Below are 15169 nucleotides of genomic sequence, written 5' to 3'. Positions count from 1 at the left end.
GAGCCGCCATGCCCGGACTGCCGAGGCCCATCACCCTGCCACCCCGAGACTCCGCGTCGGACCGGGGGCGCCGCCGCCCGGAACCCGCGAAGGGCTCGGTCACACCGGCACGACAGAGGCAGCGCCGCGAAACCGCGGCCGCGTGGGCCTACATCTCCCCCGCCGTGCTCATCATCCTCGGCCTCGGCGTGGTGCCGGTGGCCTGGTCGCTCGTGCTGTCCTTCCAGGCCGACGACCTGGTGACCCCGAGCCGCTGGGTGGGCCTGGACAACTACGACGCGCTGGCCCAGGACCCGCACTTCGCCCAGGCCGTGGGCAACACCGTGCTGTACACGGTGCTCTACGTCCCGCTCAGCATCCTGTTCGGGTTCCTGCTGGCGCAGGCGCTGAACCGGCGCATCCGCCTGGCCGGCGTCTACCGGACGCTCGTGTTCGTGCCGTTCGTGCTGTCGGCGACGGCCCAGGGCGTGCTGTTCTCCTTCATCCTCGACCCGCAGTTCGGCGCGGCCAACTCAGCTCTGCACCACCTCGGCGTGTCGCCGCAGGGTTTCCTGACCGACCCGGCGCAGGCGCTGCTGGTACTGGTCGGCATCACGCTGTGGAGCGGCACCGGCTTCTGCGTCGTGGTGTACCTGGCCGCGCTGCAGGACGTCCCACCGTCGCTGGTCGAGGCAGCGCGGCTGGACGGCGCCGGGACGTGGCGCGTGCTCCGGCACGTGACGCTGCCCGCGGTCACGCCGGTGACGGCGTTCCTCGTGCTGTGGCAGCTGATCACTTCGCTGCAGGTGTTCGACCTGGTGTACGTGACGACCAAGGGCGGCCCCCTCGGGTCGACCACGGTCATCGTCTACTTCGTCTGGGAGCAGGCGTTCAAGAACTTCACGGCGGGCTACGGCGCGGCGTCGGCCTACGTGCTCGCGCTGGCGCTGCTGGTGGTCGTGGTCGCCGTCCGCGTGCTGCGCCGGCCCGGGAGGGCAGTGCGATGACCACACAGCCCACCCAGCCGACCAGGCCCGCCCGCCTCGATGTGGCCACGACCCGCGCGGCACTGCCGGTGCTGCGCCGGCCCCGGCTGCCCTTCAGCCCCTGGCACCTGCTGCTCGTGCCGCTGGCGCTGCTGTTCGCGGCACCGCTGGTCTGGCTGCTGCTCAGCTCCGTGATGAGCAACACCGAGATCAACCGGTTCCCGCCCGCGCTCTGGCCGTCCCATGTGGACTTTTCGGGGTACCGCTACGTCCTGGAGAACGCGTTGTTCGTGCGCTGGTTCACGAACTCGCTGATCGTCTCGGCGGTGACCGTGGCGTCGAACCTGCTGTTCGGCACCCTCGGCGGCTACGCGTTCGCGCGGATGCGGTTCACCGGCTCGCGGGCGCTGCTCGCGCTGATGGTCGCGACGATGGCGATCCCCTTCCAGCTCACCATGATCCCGACGTTCCTGGTGATGAAGCGGCTCGGCCTGATCGACACCCTCGGTGCGCTGATCGTGCCGTCGCTGGTGACGCCGTTCGCGGTGTTCCTGCTGCGCCAGTTCTTCCTGTCGCTGCCGCGGGAGCTCGAAGAAGCGGCGTGGATCGACGGCTGTTCGCGGCTGCGCGTGCTGTTCACCATCGTGGTGCCGCTGTCGCGGCCCGCGCTGAGCACGGTGGCCGTGCTGACGTTCCTGAGCACCTGGAACGACCTGACCTGGCCGTTGATCGCGGTCAACCACGACACGACCTACACGCTGCAGCTGGGGCTCACCACGTTCCAGGGCCAGCACCACACGAACTGGGCCGCGGTGATGGCGGGCAACGTGATCACCGTGCTGCCCGTGCTGCTGGCCTTCCTCGGCGCGCAGAAGACGTTCATCCAGTCGGTCACCTCCAGCGGGCTCAAGGGCTGAGGCGTCCCCTTCACACGAACCGGATCGGATCTTTCGATGACCGCCAAGATCACCTTCGTCGGCGCGGGCAGCGTCGTGTTCACCCAGGGCCTGCTCGCGGACCTGTTCGCCTACCCCGAGCTGGACGGCCTCCACGTGGCCCTGCACGACGTCGACCCGGACCGGCTGGCCACCGCGCTGGCCGCGGCCGAGCGGATCGCCGCCGCCCGGGGCGTCAAGCCGGTGCTGACCGCGCACGCGGACCGCCGGGAAGCGTTGTCGGGCGCGGACTTCGTCGTGAACATCGTCCAGATCGGGATGGCGGCGGCGACCCGCACCGACTTCGAGGTGCCGGAGCGCTACGGCCTGCACCAGACCATCGGCGACACCCTCGGCATCGGCGGGATCTTCCGGGCGCTGCGCACGTTCCCGTTCCTCAAGGAGCTCGGGACGGACATCGCCGAGGTCTGCCCGGAGGCGTGGCTGCTGAACTACACGAACCCGATGGCGATGAACGTCCAGTACCTGAGCGAAGCCACCGGGCTGACCAGGGTCGTCGGGCTGTGCCACTCGGTCTACTGGACGGTGCACGGGCTCGCGAAGCTGGTGGGGGTGCCGTTCGACGAGGTCACCTACGTCGCGGCCGGCGTCAACCACCAGGCCTGGGTGCTGCGGTTCGAGCACGCGGGCGCGGACCTGTACCCGCGGCTGCGCGAGCTGGCCGCCTCCGACGGGCAGCTGCGGCGGCGCGTCCGGTTCGACATGCTGCGCAGGCTCGGCTACTACCCGACGGAGACCAGCGAGCACTCCGCCGAGTACGTGCCGTGGTACCTCAGGCACGACAGCGAGATCGAACGCCTGCGGCTGCCGATCGGGGACTACCTGGGCATCGTGGCGGAGAACGAAGCGGCGTACGAACGGACCCGCCGGGCGCTCGCGGCCGACGAGCCGCTGCCGGTCGAAGGCACCGGCGAGTACGCGCCGCAGATCGTCCACAGCATGGTCACCGGCACCCCGCGCACCGTCTACGGCAACGTCGTCAACCGCGGCCTGATCGAGAACCTGCCCTCCGGCGGCGTGGTCGAGGTGCCGTGCCTGGTCGACGGGACCGGCGTCCGCCCGACCCGGATCGGCGCGCTGCCACCCCAGCTCGCGGCGCTCAACCGGACGTACCTGAGCGTCAACGACCTCGTGGTGCGCGCGGCCGTCGAGGACGATCCCCGCCACGTCCGCCACGCGGCGATGACCGACCCGGCGACGGCCGCCACGCTGCCGGTCGAGCGGATCTTCGAGCTGTGCGACGAGCTGGTCCGCGCCCACGGCGACCGGCTCCAGCCCGGCCTGCGTGCCGTCCTCGGCGGCTGACCGGCGGCTACAGTGGACAGGAGCTGCGGTACATCGAGATCCCGGTGGCGTCCGCCACGGTCGGGCACAAGAACGGCGCGTACCGGGTGTCCTGGTCGAGGGCCAGTTTGAGCCACGGGACCAGCGTGCGCATCTCGACGGTGTTCGGCCGGGTCGCGAACAGGTGGTCCACGCCGGCGATCTGCACGTACGCCTTTTTCAGGGCCGCCGGCAGGGTGGCCCACAGCTTGTCGAGGTAGGCCGGGGTGACGACCGGGTCGCGCTGCCCGGCGATGAACATCGTCGGCACCCGGTCGCCCGCCAGGTCGAGGTTGCCCACCGGCGAACCGGGTGCCAGTCCCACCGCGGACTTCAGCGACGGGCGCCGCAACGCCGCGAGCAGCGCGCCCGCACCGCCCGCGGAATGCCCGATCACGCCCAGCCTGTTCGCGTCCACCCGGGTGCGCACGGGGCTCTTCTGCGTCAGGTAGTCGAGCGCCGCGAGCAGCTGGGTGGCCCGGGCGTCGGCGCTGTCGGTCCGGCTGTTGGTTTCGATGCCGAGGACGACGAACCCGAAGGACGCCAGCCGCGGGCCCATCCAGGCTTCTTCGTTGGCGAACAGGGCGGAGTAGCCGGGCACGATGGCGACCGCACCCCACGTGCCCAGGCTCGTGTCCGTCGGGTAGTAGACGTAACCGCCGTTGAACCCGTTGCCGGGAGGCACTTTCGCCTGCGCGGTGGCAAACGGCCCGTACGCGGCGGCCACGCTCGCGAGGGTGGGATCGGGCCCCCGCTGGTACGGGCCGGCCGCGGCGGACGCCGCCGGGGCGAGCAGGCTCAGCACCGCCGCGGCGGTGGTCACGGCTCGGGTGAGAACGCGTCGCATTGCCTTACCTCCTCGGGTGACTACGAACGCGAGAGGCCGAAGCCGCGGGTTCACCGGGCTTGCCCCGCTTCGGTCGCGCGGAAGCCGAGGGAGGGAGAGCGGGCCGTGCCGGGAAGCCGGCATCCGCGTGCGGGACGACGCTAGCGGCCGCGGCGGGCCCGCGACAACCCGGCGCCGGACCGGCCGCGTCGATCCCGTCGAAGCGGCCTGTTCACGGACATGTGCGTGCGACGCAAGGGACTGAAACTTACCGGCGACGCAGGCTCCGGTAGAACGCCCGGTGCGCCTCGCCCGCCGCCGCCCACGTGTACCGCCGGGCCAGTGCCCGCCCCGGCGCCGGGTCCACGCCACCCAGCGCCGCCCGCAGCTCCCGGGCCAGTCCCGGCGGATCGGCCGCGAACCGCGCCACCCCGCCGAAGACCTCGCGCAGCACCGGCAGGTCGCGGGTCACCACCGGGACCCCGGCGGCGAGCGCCTCCATCGCCGCCAGCCCGAAGCCCTCCTTGGTGGAGGGGAACGCGAACACGGCCGCCGAAGCCACCAGTGCCGGCAGCTCGTCGTGGCCGACCGGGCCGAGCACCACCGGCGCGATGCCCAGCTCGGCGGCGCGTTTCTCCCAGCGCGTGCGGTAGTCGCGGTAGTCGAACAGGGTCTCACCGCCGGCGATGAGCAGGCGGAGGTCCGGCTCGGCCAGCAGCGCGAACGCCTCCAGCAGGTCCAGCGAGCCCTTCCGCGGCTCGATCCCGCCGACCGCCAGCACGTACCGGCCCCGCGCGGGCGAAGGGCGGGCGGTCGCGAAGCGGTCGTAGTCGACGCCGTTGGGGATCACCGCCGCCTCGATCCCCCAGCCGTCACGGACCTCCGCGGCGACCGAAGCGGACACGCAGATGTGCGCGTACGGCGTGACGATCGCGCGTTCGTGGCAGGCCGCCAGTTCCGGGGTGGTGAAGGTGTCGAGGTGGTGGACCGTGCGGACGCACCGGTCGACGGCGTTCGCGCTGATGCAGTCCTGGGCGTGCACGACGTCGTAGGCGTCCGGGGTGAACGCCGCGCGCAGCACCGCGATGGACCGCAGGATCCGCTCGCCAACGGACTCGCCCGGGTGGTCGGGGAACGGGACGACCGCCAGCCGCACCCGCGGGTCGACCGGCCGGAAGAACCCCGCGTCGCCACCGCGGCCGAGCGTCCACACGGTGACGTCCTCGCCGAGTTCCGCCAGTGCCTCGGCCAGTGCGAGCGTGTGCACCACCCCGCCGCGGGGCTTGGTCGAGTAGCTCAGCAGGGCGATGCGCATCAGGCCTCCCGGTACACCGACGGTTTCCGCTCCCCCAGGTGGTGCAGCACGCGGCGGGCGTTGGCGAGTTCCTGCCCGACGTCGAGCTCGGCCACCGCGATCCCGGCCTTGGACCAGGTGCGGGCCAGGATTTCGCCGCCGGGCCCGACGACCTTGGCCTGGCCGAGGAACCGCATCCCGCCCATCGCACCGGTCTGGTTGGACGAGACGAGCACGACCTGGTTCTCCGCGGCCCGCGCCTGGTCGTAGAGGTCGAACAGGCGGGACTGGCGGTCCTGGGCCATCCGCGGCGCCCGGTTGGTGATGCTGGTCGGCCACGCGCTCAGGCAGGCGACGATGTCCGCGCCGTCGAGGGCCAGGGACCGGGCCGACTCGGGAAAGGTCTTGTCGTAGTCGATCAGCATGCCCAGCCGCCCGACCGGGGTGTCGAACGCGGCGAACCGGTCACCCGGCTGGTAGGCGACGCTCTCCCCCGGTGGCTGGTGGACCTTGCGGTGCCTGCCGAGCACCCCGTCGCCGGTCACGCACACCGCCGAGTTGTACCGCCGCGGCCCGTCGGCCTCGCAGTAGCCCACGCAGACGACCATCTCCGCGGCCAGCGAGGCGATGGTCTTCAGCTCCGCGCAGTCCGGGTCGAGGGCCGGCGGGAGCGCGTCCGGGTCCGGGTGGCGCAGGTCGGCGAGGTAGCCGCCGAGGGCCGCGTCCGGCAGCACCAGCAGCGCGGCGCCCGCCGAGCGGGCGTGGTCGATCAGCGTCGTGATGCGCTGCAGGTCGAAGCCGAGGTCGCGGCCGAAGTGCGCGGCCACGGCGGCGATGCGGATCTGCCCCATTCACGGGACACTAACCGGGTAGGCGTCGGGCCGTCTGTCGGCCAGGTGTCCCATCGACCGCCGGGCCGTCGCCAGCGCCTCCGCCACGTCCAGTTCGGCGATGGCCATGCCCTCGGCGACGCCGGTGTCGGCGAGGATCTCGCCACCCGGGTCGACGACCTTGGCGCTCGCGACGAACCGCAGGTCGCCGAACGTGCCGGACTGGTTGGCCGAGAGCCAGACGATCTGGTTCTCCAGCGCGCGGGCCCGGTCGAACAGGTCGAACCGGCGTTTCCAGCGGTCGTCGGCGAGGTCGGCGGCCGGGTTGGTCCGGCTGCCGGGCCAGGCCGACATGCAGACGGCGATCTCGGCGCCGTCGAGGGCCAGTGCCCGCGCGGACTCGGGGAACGCCTTGTCGTAGCAGATGAGCATGCCCAGCCGCCCGACCGGCGTGTCGAACGCGGCGAACTCCCCGCCCGCGCCGTAGCTGGCGTTCTCGGCCAGGGGCTGGTGGACCTTGCGGTGGTGGCCGAGGACGCCGTCGCCGCTGACGCACACCGCGGAGTTGTAGCGGCGGCCGCCGTCGAGTTCGCAGTACCCGGCGGTCACCACCAGGTCCCCGGCCAGCGCGGCCAGCCGGCGCAGCTCCGGGCCGTCGGCGGCCAGCGCGGGCGGACCTTCGGCCCCGCCGTCGAGGTTGGCCAGATAACCGCCGAGCGCGGCCTCCGGCAGGGCCAGCAGCCGGACGCCTTCGGCCTTCGCCTCGCCGACCAGCTTCTCGATGCGGCCGAAGTCGGCTTCCAGGTCGCGGTCGAACGGCGCGGCGACCGCGGCCATTCTCAATGTCGTCATGAGTTCCCCAATCCGGTGACGCCGCCGTCGATGGCGCGCGTCAGTTCGCCGTCCGGCCAGCGCAGCGTGACGCCGGTGCCCGCCACCAGCTCGCCGCAGGCCGCGGTGACCGCGGGCCCGGCGGGGGCCGGGGCGCCGGCGGTCAGCATCGCGAAGCCCGGGAAGCAGGTCAGCCAGTCCCCTGTGGACGCTCCGGGCGGTCGTGGCACGCGCTCGACGTCGAGCACCGCGCCGCAGCCGGAGGCCTCGGCGAGCATGCCGAGGGTGCCGGCGATCCCGGCCATGGAGACGTCCTTGGCCGCGGCCGGTCTCGCCCCGGCCACCGAACCGAGCAGGTCCCGCAGCTCGGGCGTGCGGCGGAAGCTCGTCGAGTCCCACTGCCGTCCGGTGTAGCCGGGCCGCCAGCCGCCGCCGAGGTCGGCGGTGAGCCAGACCTGCTGCCCTGGCTTCCCGCCCCCGCCGGGGACCGGGTCGGTGGTCCGGCCGAGCGCGGTGACCGACAGCGACGCCGGGACGCCGAACTGCGTGTGCCCGCCGAGCACCGGCACGCCGTAGGCTTGGCTCGCCTTCCGCAGTCCACTGAGGACACGGGCGGCGAAGGACGCGTCGCGGGCGCCGAGCGCGTCGAGCAGCCCGGTCGGCGTGGCGCCCATCGCGGCCAGGTCGTTGAGGTTGACCAGCACCGAGCACCAGCCCGCCCACTCCGGGTCGCGCTCGACCATGGCCGGGACGATCGCGTCGCAGGCGGCGACGACGTCGGTGCCCGGCAGCGGGACGCCGTCGTCGCCGACGAAGCCGGGCACGCCGGTCAGCCCGCGCAGCAGCGGTCCGAGCGCGGCCTTCGCCGACCACGCCAGCTCGGCGATCCGGCCGATCGGCCACCGCATCAGCACGTGCGCACGGCCGGCGACGGTCACCGGCCACAGGCGCCGCCAGCCGAGCCGCGCGAACAGCTTTTCGGTGCGGGGCTGCACCGTCGCTTCGAACCGCAGCACGCCCTCGGCCTCGGCTCGCGCGCAGGCCGCGCGGACCAGGGCCGAGCCGATCCCGGACGGCGAGCCGGGGGCGACGACCAGGCGCCCGCCCCGCCACCAGCCGAGATCGGGACCGCCGGTGGCCGGGCCGAGCCGGACACCGCCGAGCACGTCGCCCGCGGTGTCCCGCGCGACCAGCACGATCGTGCGCGGGTCGGTGTCGTGGTCGTCGAGGTCGTGCCCGGCGAACAGGCCCTGCCGCGCCACGAACGCTTCGTGGCGCAGTGCGCGGTACGCCTCGAGGCCCCGGTGATCGGTTTCTTCGATGTGGAACGCGGGGCGCGCGGCGACGCTGCGGACGTCGCCGAGCAGCGCGAGGATGTCGTGGTCCACGTCAGCCTCCCACCGCGCTGAGCAGCCCGCAGGCCCCGCACGCGGCGCACCCCGCGCCCTGCTCGGCGCCGGTCATCCCGGCGGCCCGCAGCAGCGCCGCGACCCGGCCGGTGACCTCGGCGACCAGCGACGGCGGAGGCGCGGTGGCGCCGTCGCGGCGGGCCAGGGTGCCGAGCATCGGCCGCATCGGGACGACGAACGGGTACACACCCGCATCGATCAGCCGCCCGGCCCCTTCGACCAGGTCGTCCGGGTCCTCGCCGAGGCCGATCAGCAGGTACGTCGAGACGCGGTTGCGGCCGAACACCCGGACCGCCTCCGCCCACGCGGCTTCGTACTCGGCCAGCGGCACGGTCGACTTGCCCGGCATCCACCGCCGCCGGACGTCGTCGTCGAGCGACTCGACGTGGATCCCGATCGACGTCGCCCCGGCTTCGCGCAGTTCTGCCAGTACCCCGAGGTCGCCCGGTGGCTCGATCTGCACCTGGATCGGCAGGCCCGGCACGGCGTCGAGCACGGCCCGGACGCACCGGACGAGGTGCCGGGCGCCGCGGTCGGGCCCGGCCGTGGTCCCGGTCGTCATCACCATCTGCCGGACCCCGTCGAGGCGCACGGCCGCCTCGGCGACCTCCGCGAGCTGCCGCGGCGTCTTCGCGGCCACGGTGGTCCCCGCCCGCAGCGACTCCTCGATGGTGCAGAACCGGCAGCGCTGGTCTTCGGCGTAGCGGACGCACGTCTGCACGACGGTCGTCGCGAGCACGTCCTTGCCGTGCAACAGCGCGATCTTCCGGTAGGGCGTACCGTCCGAAGTGGACAGCTCGTAGAACCGCGGCCGCGCCACCGGGGTCACGCTCAGGCCGAGGTCGACCGTCCCCCGGTGGATGCGGCCGTCGCGGACTTCGTACGGGCTGTCGGGGTTGAGCGGCAGAGTGGCGTTGGCACCGTCGACGACCAGGTGGCCGTCGTCGCTCGGCCCGGCGCCCTTGCTGCGTTGTACGGGTGCGTCCACACGCACCCCGCGGACGGCGATGTCGGCGCGGGTGTCCAGATCTTCTTCGATGCCAACGCGCACGAGCCGCTCCCTAGAACATGTAGGTGGAGTTGATGATCGCGCCCTTGCGCGCGTAGTGGATCAGCGCGTCCTGGACGTCAAGGGGGTGCGTCGGGATGACGCCCTCGATGAGGTCCTCCTCGCGGGCGCCGTGCAGCGACAGGCCGAAGCGGCAGCAGTAGGCCTTGCCGCCTTCGGAGATGAACGTCTTGAGCTGGTCGTTGATGTTCAGCTCGCCCGGGAACGCGGCGTTGCCGGTGGTCGGGAAGCCGCGGGTGGCCAGGCAGTTCAGCGAACCCGGGCCGTAGAAGTAGATCGCGGCCTCGAAGCCCTTCCGCAGGGCGCGGGTCGCCTGCAGGATCGCCACGAAGCTCACCGACGACTCGTGCGCGATGCCGTGCACGAGCGTGAAGTAGCTCTGGCCGGGTTCGGCCTGGTAGTCCGGGAAGACCTTCGTCCCGCCGTAGAGGCTGGACCCCTGCGGCAGCGACGGGTGCGGGATCTCGTCGAGGCTGGTCTTCTCGGTCTCGGTCAGCTCTGCCATCGGTCTATTTCCCTTTCGTCGATCCGTACAGCACGTCGAACGTGCCGCGGAAAACCAGGTCGGCGAGCTCGCCGTCGCCGGCCGCGGCGGCCAGCTTCGCGAGTTCGCCCTCGTGATCGCCCCACGGCTGGTCGGAGGCGAACAACACGCGGTCGTGGCCGATGCCGCGCCGCGAGATTTCGTCGACCAGCCACCGCGGGGTGAAACCGATCGCCCAGGACAGGTCGGTGTAGACCTGCTTGCCGGCGGCGATCCAGTCGAAGAAGCGGCCGCCGACGAGCTTGATGTGCCCGCTCATCCCGCCGCCGAAGTGGACGAGGTGCAGCTTGACGTCGCCGGCGTAGGCGTCGACGAGCTTGCCGACCTCGTCGATGTCCGAAGCCGCGCCCGGCGAGGTGTGGACGTGCACGACGAGGTCGTGCTCCTTCGCCGTGGCGAAGATCCGGTCCAGCTGCGGCCGGCACGCGGGGTCGGAGGCCCGGCCGCCCAGCAGGAAGCTGAGCTTCAGCGCCCGCACGCCCTCCTCCCCCGCCAGCTTCAGGGCTTCCTCGGTCCGGCCGGCGTCTTCGGGGCGCGGGGACACCCAGAGTGCGGCGCTGATCCGATCGTCCTTCGCCGCCGCTTCGACGCAGAGCTCGTTGAAGGAGAACGCGATCGCCGGGTCCGGGACGCCGTAGTTCGGGATCACCAGCGCGCGCTCGGTGCCCTCCCGGTCCAGATCGGCCAGCAGCTCGCCGATCGTCGCGCGGCTGCCGATCGCCGGGGCCACCGGCGGGCCGCCGTAGAACGGGTACGCCGGCAGCACGCCCAGGTGCCGGTGGGCGTCGTTGGTCCACTTCATCAGGCCACCGTCCGCGGCGCGACCCAGTCGTCGTCGGCCGGGTAGGTGCTCACCGGGGTGCCGGAGAGCCACCGGACGTCGCCACCCCGCCCGACGTCGGTGATCCGCCGGGCCAGGTACTCCGCGTCCGCGGCGACGCCGCAGAACCGCCCCGAACCCCAGGTGTGCTGCCACGGCAGGCCGAGGAAGTACAGGCCCGGACAGCTGGTGACGCCGCGGTGGTGGGTCGGGTAGCCCTTGCCGTCGAACACCGGGACGTCGATCCAGCGGTGGTCGCGGCCGAACCCGGTGCTCCACACGACGGCCGAAAGCGCTTCCGCGTCGAGGGTGCGGGCCCCTGCTGCCGGTTCCCACACCGGCTTGTACCGGTCCTCGCGGGGTGCCTCGATCCCGCGCTGCGCGACGAAGGAGTCGATCGAGTCCTTGATGCCCTCGGACACCGCGTCGGCCGCGTCGAGGTTGCGCCGCAGGTCGTCCGCGAACGCCAGCTGTCCACTTCGGACACTTTGGAGCCGCCCGTAGAGCTGCATGCCGTCCGCGGCGAAGGCGCGCAGGTCGATGTCGTGCCCGCCGTCGCGGCCGGTGACGTAGTGGTTGGCCCGGAACCGGACGGCGTCCGCGTCGGCGAACTCGTCGATCCCCCGGGCGTAGTACCCCATTTCGTCGAGCCACGCCACGACGTCCCGGCCGCGGTAGCGCCGGGCCACCCGCGGCGCCGACCCGACGGCCAGGTGCACCCGGCGCCCGGCCAGGTGCAGGTCCTCGGCGATCTGGCAGCCGGACTGCCCGGTGCCGACGACCAGCACCTCGCCGTCCGGCAGCTGCGCCGGGTTGCGGTACTCGGCCGAGTGCAGCTGGACGACGTGCTCGGGCAGCCGTTCGGCCAGCCGCGGCTTCAGCGGCACCTGGTACGGGCCGGTGGCCAGCACGACGTGGTCGGCGGTCAGCTCGCCGTCCGACGTCGTGAGCCGGAACCCGCCGCCCGGCAGCTGCCGCAGCCGGGTCGCTTCGACGCCCTCGTGCAGCGGGACGTCGAACTCCTTCACGTACGCCTCGAGGTAGGCGACGATCTCGTCCCGGACCATGAAGCCGTCCGGATCGTCGCCCGCGTAGGGGAACCCGGGCAGCCGGCATTGCCAGTTCGGCGTGACCAGGCAGAAACTGTCCCAGCGGCGGGTCCGCCATTCGTGCCCCGCGCGCTCGCGTTCGAGCACCACGTGCCCGACTCCGGCGGTGGTGAGGCAGTGGGACATCGAGAGTCCCGCCTGGCCGCCGCCGACCACGATCACCGGCCGGTGCAGGCCGTCGAGCTGGAAGGTCATGCCGCTCAGTGCACCGGCGAACCATTTCCGGACGGTTTCCCCCGGAACACCGGCGTGTTACCAGGCCGCCGCCGTGTGACGACTTTTCCGGCCGCCGTTTAACACCGGGCGGGTCAGGCGTCGACGATCTGCCACTGCTGGTTGGTGCCGGTGTTGACCGCCCAGGCGAGCACCCGGGCGCCGTCGCCGGTCGAGCCGCCCTCCACGTCCGCGCACAGGCCGGTGCGGACGTTGACGAGGCGGTAGTAGCCGTCGCCGGTGCCGGCGAGCTGCCACCACTGGTTGTCGGCGCCGGTGTCCTGCGCCTGGTCCAGCTGGGTGCCTTGACCGGCGCCGGCCGGGCTCTCGAGGAGCCGGCCGCTGTTGCGGTTGGCCAGGCGGACCGAGCCGTCCGGGTTCGGCCGGACCTGCCACTGCTGGTTGGCGCCGCCGGACCAGGTCCACTGGACGACCTTGACGCCGTCGGCCGTTCCGCCGCCGGTGACGTCGAGGACCTTCCCGCTGCGCCGGTTGACCAGCCGCACGTACCCGGCGTCCAGCATGACGGTGATGTCGACGCGCTGGTCCGCCGCGAGAGTCACGACTCTGGCGTACGAACCCAGCGGCGACGGGGCCACCGGCGCCGAGGTGGTCACCGAAGTCAGGCCCCGGCGGCTGATCAGCGTGACGGCCTGGTCGATCGCCGAGGTGACGGACAGCGTGGCCGTGCGCGCGGACAGGTCCCAGCCGAGGCTGTGGACCCGGATCCGGCCGCGCGCCCGGACGCCGGTGATCGACCCCTTGGCCAGCTGCCCGGGCAGGGCGGGCAGGATTTCCAGCACCCCTGGCCGGGAGTAGAGCAGCGCCTCGGCCAGCACCCCGGGGATCGCGTGGGCGGCGTCGGCGTTGTAGGTCTGCAGGTTCGGGTTGTGCGAGGTCATCAGCGACCGGAAGACCATGGTGTTGCCGAGGATCTTGCGGAGGTTGGCGTAGACCTTCCCGCCGTCCTTCAGCCGGGCGGCGGCCAGCGCGCGGTGCAGGCTCCCGTGGGCCGACAGGTTTTCGTCGCCGCGCAGTTCCAGGGCCCGCAGCGCGGGCGCGATCAGCCCGGGTGCGGTCTCGGGGTTGAGCTCGTGCAGCGGCCAGGCGCCGTACAGGTGGTGGACGTGCCGGTGGTTGTAGTTGTCGGTGAGGCTCGGCCAGGACCACTCCGCCAGGGCGTTGTCCCCGTTGATCCGGTACGCAGGCAGTTTCCCGAGCAATGCGGTCCACCGCTGGACGCCCTGGCCGCTGCCCTGTTCCACGCCGAGCGCGTTGGCCGCGGTGATGGCGGCCTGCAGCGCGTGCTTGCCCGCCATGATGTCGCCGGTGGCGTTGACCGACAGCAGCACGTGCGTGTTGCCGGGCGCGTTCTCCATCGAGAAGGACGGCACGAAGACGACCTTGCCGCTCTGGTCGGTCCGGGTCAGGAAGTCCTCGTAGAACAGCGCCAGCTCCATGAGCGCGGGACCCAGCTTGTCGCGCAGGAACGCCTGGTCGCCGGTCACCTCCCAGTACTCGAGGAGCGGGTGGAGCAGCCAGTCGGCCCCGCCGGTCCAGGTCTGGCCGGGGAAGCCGGCATCGAAGTGGAGCATGTGCCCGTACTCGCCGTCGGTCCGGGACGGGGCGAGGAAACCCCGGGCGCCGTAGAGGTTCCGCGCGTTCGTGCGCCACTGGGCGAGCTGCCCGAGAACGAGGGTGAAGTACCCCTGCATGGCTTCGGGGGTGTCCAGGGTGTTGCCGCCGGCGACCTGGAGGTTGACGTTGGCGTCGGTGGTGAAGTCGTCGGCCCAGGCGCCGGTCCAGGTGCCGGTCCAGATCCCGGTCAGCCGCGGGGGCAGGATCCCGCTGGAGCTGATGAACAGGTACCGCCCCGAGTCGTAGAGCCGCTCCAGCAGGGCGAGGTCGATGACGCTCTGGTTGCCGTTCTGCCGGGCGATCAGCTGACCGACCGGCAGGGCCCGGTCGGCGGCGGAGACGTTCAGGTCCAGCCGGGAGCGGTCGTACCAGGCGGTGTGGATCGCGGTGTGCCGCGCCAGCAGGGCGGGGTAGTCGGTGCCGATGGTGGCCAGCGCCGCGTGCAGCGGCTGGGAATCCCACGCGTTCGGCGTCTCGTACCGGTCGAGCTTGGTGAGCAGCAGCAGCCGGGCCGCTCCGGACACGACGATGGTGCTCCCGGCGGCCGAGACGCTGCCACCGGCCGGGACGACGCGCGTGACGCCTTCGTAGCCGAACGCACCCTGCCCGGCGGGGTAGGTCCCGCGCAGGTTCAGGTAACCGGAGCCGTTGCCGGCACTGGCGCGGGTCGTGAAGCCCACGTTCCCCGGCGTGCCCTCCAAGGCCGTGTACACGCTCAAGGTCGCGTCGATCGTCCGGCCGGGGGCCGGGGTCAGCTCGTGGACGATCACGCGGTCGGCGCGGGAGACGAACGCCCGGCGGGTCCAGGTGCCGGAGCCGTCGGCCCAGCCGGTGGTGACTTCGCCGGTGCGGAAGTCGGTCGTGCGGACGTAGCCGGTGGCGGTGGTCATGTCCGGCGTCGCGATCCGCAGCTCGTACGCCGGGTGGTAGGTCTGGGTCCACCGCAGCGACCAGCCGGCCGCGAAGTCGCGGTTCGCCCCGGCGTAGTCACCGGCGAGCGCCTTGTCCCGGACCCCCGGCAGGCGGCCCGCGAGCACCGGCGGGGTGACCGATCGGGAGCCGTTCGGCAGGACGAAGCGGTGGTGGTTGAAGATCACCTTCTCCAGGGTGGGTGCGCCGTGGAGCGTGGCACCGTACTCACCGTTCCCGGTCAGGAAACCGTCCGTCCAGGACGTGGCCGGGGCGGTGTCGTGGACCCCGCGTTCGGGGAGGCTGATCCGCGGGGCCACAGCTCCCGCGCCGGCCGGGAATCCGCCCGGCAGCGCCGCGGCCCCGGCGGCCAGCGCCACGGCGAGAAATCCTCTGCGGTCCATGGGCAGGTCCGGCACGCGAACTCCTTTTG

General features: G+C 72.5%; 13 protein-coding genes. 3 read left to right on the top strand and 10 right to left on the bottom strand.

The genetic code is table 11. From position 1 onward, the window contains the following. Window positions 1–8: 8 nt before the first annotated feature. Genes ACWEGE_RS07250 through melA form a run of 3 tightly spaced genes read left to right on the top strand, consistent with a single transcriptional unit; the run spans window position 9 to window position 3226 of the window. Entirely contained in the window at window positions 9–986 is a 978-nt protein-coding gene (locus ACWEGE_RS07250) for a carbohydrate ABC transporter permease (RefSeq protein WP_449659555.1), read from the top strand. Beyond that, window positions 983–1882: a carbohydrate ABC transporter permease gene (locus tag ACWEGE_RS07245; RefSeq protein ID WP_449659554.1), complete on the top strand. Its 900-nt coding sequence runs from the start codon at window positions 983–985 to the stop codon at window positions 1880–1882. The genes ACWEGE_RS07250 and ACWEGE_RS07245 overlap by 4 nt, the downstream gene beginning before the upstream one ends. A gap of 36 nt (window positions 1883–1918) precedes the next feature. Next, complete coding sequence (gene melA, locus ACWEGE_RS07240; RefSeq protein ID WP_449659553.1) at window positions 1919–3226, top strand: alpha-galactosidase; 1308 nt, start codon at window positions 1919–1921, stop codon at window positions 3224–3226. A gap of 7 nt (window positions 3227–3233) precedes the next feature. Here melA and ACWEGE_RS07235 read toward each other — a convergent pair whose 3' ends face one another. The 10 genes from ACWEGE_RS07235 to ACWEGE_RS07190 form a co-directional block, all read right to left on the bottom strand. Then, complete coding sequence (locus tag ACWEGE_RS07235; RefSeq protein WP_449659552.1) at window positions 3234–4091, bottom strand: dienelactone hydrolase family protein; 858 nt, start codon at window positions 4089–4091, stop codon at window positions 3234–3236. A 247-nt stretch (window positions 4092–4338) separates the two neighbouring features. Then, window positions 4339–5385 (bottom strand): MSMEG_0565 family glycosyltransferase, encoded by a 1047-nt coding sequence (locus ACWEGE_RS07230; RefSeq protein ID WP_449659551.1) that lies wholly within the window; start codon window positions 5383–5385, stop codon window positions 4339–4341. Next, on the bottom strand, window positions 5385–6215 hold the full coding sequence (locus ACWEGE_RS07225) for a carbon-nitrogen hydrolase family protein (protein WP_449659550.1): 831 nt from the start codon (window positions 6213–6215) through the stop codon (window positions 5385–5387). The genes ACWEGE_RS07230 and ACWEGE_RS07225 overlap by 1 nt, the downstream gene beginning before the upstream one ends. Then, window positions 6216–7046 carry a carbon-nitrogen hydrolase family protein gene (locus ACWEGE_RS07220; RefSeq protein WP_449659549.1) on the bottom strand — a complete coding sequence of 277 codons (831 nt, stop codon included), beginning with the start codon at window positions 7044–7046 and terminating at the stop codon, window positions 6216–6218. Next, window positions 7043–8413 (bottom strand): MSMEG_0567/sll0787 family protein, encoded by a 1371-nt coding sequence (locus ACWEGE_RS07215; RefSeq protein WP_449659548.1) that lies wholly within the window; start codon window positions 8411–8413, stop codon window positions 7043–7045. Before ACWEGE_RS07215 ends, ACWEGE_RS07220 begins: the two co-directional genes overlap by 4 nt. Before the next feature lies 1 nt (window position 8414). Then, window positions 8415–9485, bottom strand: a complete 1071-nt coding sequence (locus ACWEGE_RS07210) for an MSMEG_0568 family radical SAM protein (protein WP_449659547.1) — start codon at window positions 9483–9485, stop codon at window positions 8415–8417. A gap of 10 nt (window positions 9486–9495) precedes the next feature. After that, window positions 9496–10008 (bottom strand): MSMEG_0572/Sll0783 family nitrogen starvation response protein, encoded by a 513-nt coding sequence (locus ACWEGE_RS07205; protein WP_086864132.1) that lies wholly within the window; start codon window positions 10006–10008, stop codon window positions 9496–9498. 4 nt (window positions 10009–10012) lie between these two features. Continuing rightward, a complete protein-coding gene (locus tag ACWEGE_RS07200) occupies window positions 10013–10849 on the bottom strand; it encodes an amidohydrolase family protein (protein WP_449659546.1) in 837 nt (278 codons plus the stop codon). Beyond that, window positions 10849–12171, bottom strand: coding sequence for an MSMEG_0569 family flavin-dependent oxidoreductase (locus ACWEGE_RS07195; protein WP_449659545.1), 1323 nt, complete (start codon window positions 12169–12171; stop codon window positions 10849–10851). Before ACWEGE_RS07195 ends, ACWEGE_RS07200 begins: the two co-directional genes overlap by 1 nt. A 113-nt stretch (window positions 12172–12284) precedes the next feature. Then, window positions 12285–15155: a glycosyl hydrolase family 95 catalytic domain-containing protein gene (locus ACWEGE_RS07190; protein WP_449659544.1), complete on the bottom strand. Its 2871-nt coding sequence runs from the start codon at window positions 15153–15155 to the stop codon at window positions 12285–12287. Between the last annotated feature and the right edge of the window lie 14 nt (window positions 15156–15169).

It is taken from the genome of Amycolatopsis sp. NPDC004747 (genome assembly GCF_053601335.1).
This window is presented reverse-complemented; position numbering and strand designations above follow the sequence as displayed.

Bases quoted from the DNA above. Each gene is read 5' to 3' on its own strand.
- ACWEGE_RS07250 (WP_449659555.1), top strand. From the start codon at position 9: ATGCCCGGACTGCCGAGGCCCATCACCCTGCCACCCCGAGACTCCGCG.
- ACWEGE_RS07245 (WP_449659554.1), top strand. From the start codon at position 983: ATGACCACACAGCCCACCCAGCCGACCAGGCCCGCCCGCCTCGATGTG.
- melA (WP_449659553.1), top strand. From the start codon at position 1,919: ATGACCGCCAAGATCACCTTCGTCGGCGCGGGCAGCGTCGTGTTCACC.
- ACWEGE_RS07235 (WP_449659552.1), bottom strand. From the start codon at position 4,091: ATGCGACGCGTTCTCACCCGAGCCGTGACCACCGCCGCGGCGGTGCTG.
- ACWEGE_RS07230 (WP_449659551.1), bottom strand. From the start codon at position 5,385: ATGCGCATCGCCCTGCTGAGCTACTCGACCAAGCCCCGCGGCGGGGTG.
- ACWEGE_RS07225 (WP_449659550.1), bottom strand. From the start codon at position 6,215: ATGGGGCAGATCCGCATCGCCGCCGTGGCCGCGCACTTCGGCCGCGAC.
- ACWEGE_RS07220 (WP_449659549.1), bottom strand. From the start codon at position 7,046: ATGACGACATTGAGAATGGCCGCGGTCGCCGCGCCGTTCGACCGCGAC.
- ACWEGE_RS07205 (WP_086864132.1), bottom strand. From the start codon at position 10,008: ATGGCAGAGCTGACCGAGACCGAGAAGACCAGCCTCGACGAGATCCCG.
- ACWEGE_RS07200 (WP_449659546.1), bottom strand. From the start codon at position 10,849: ATGAAGTGGACCAACGACGCCCACCGGCACCTGGGCGTGCTGCCGGCG.
- ACWEGE_RS07195 (WP_449659545.1), bottom strand. From the start codon at position 12,171: ATGACCTTCCAGCTCGACGGCCTGCACCGGCCGGTGATCGTGGTCGGC.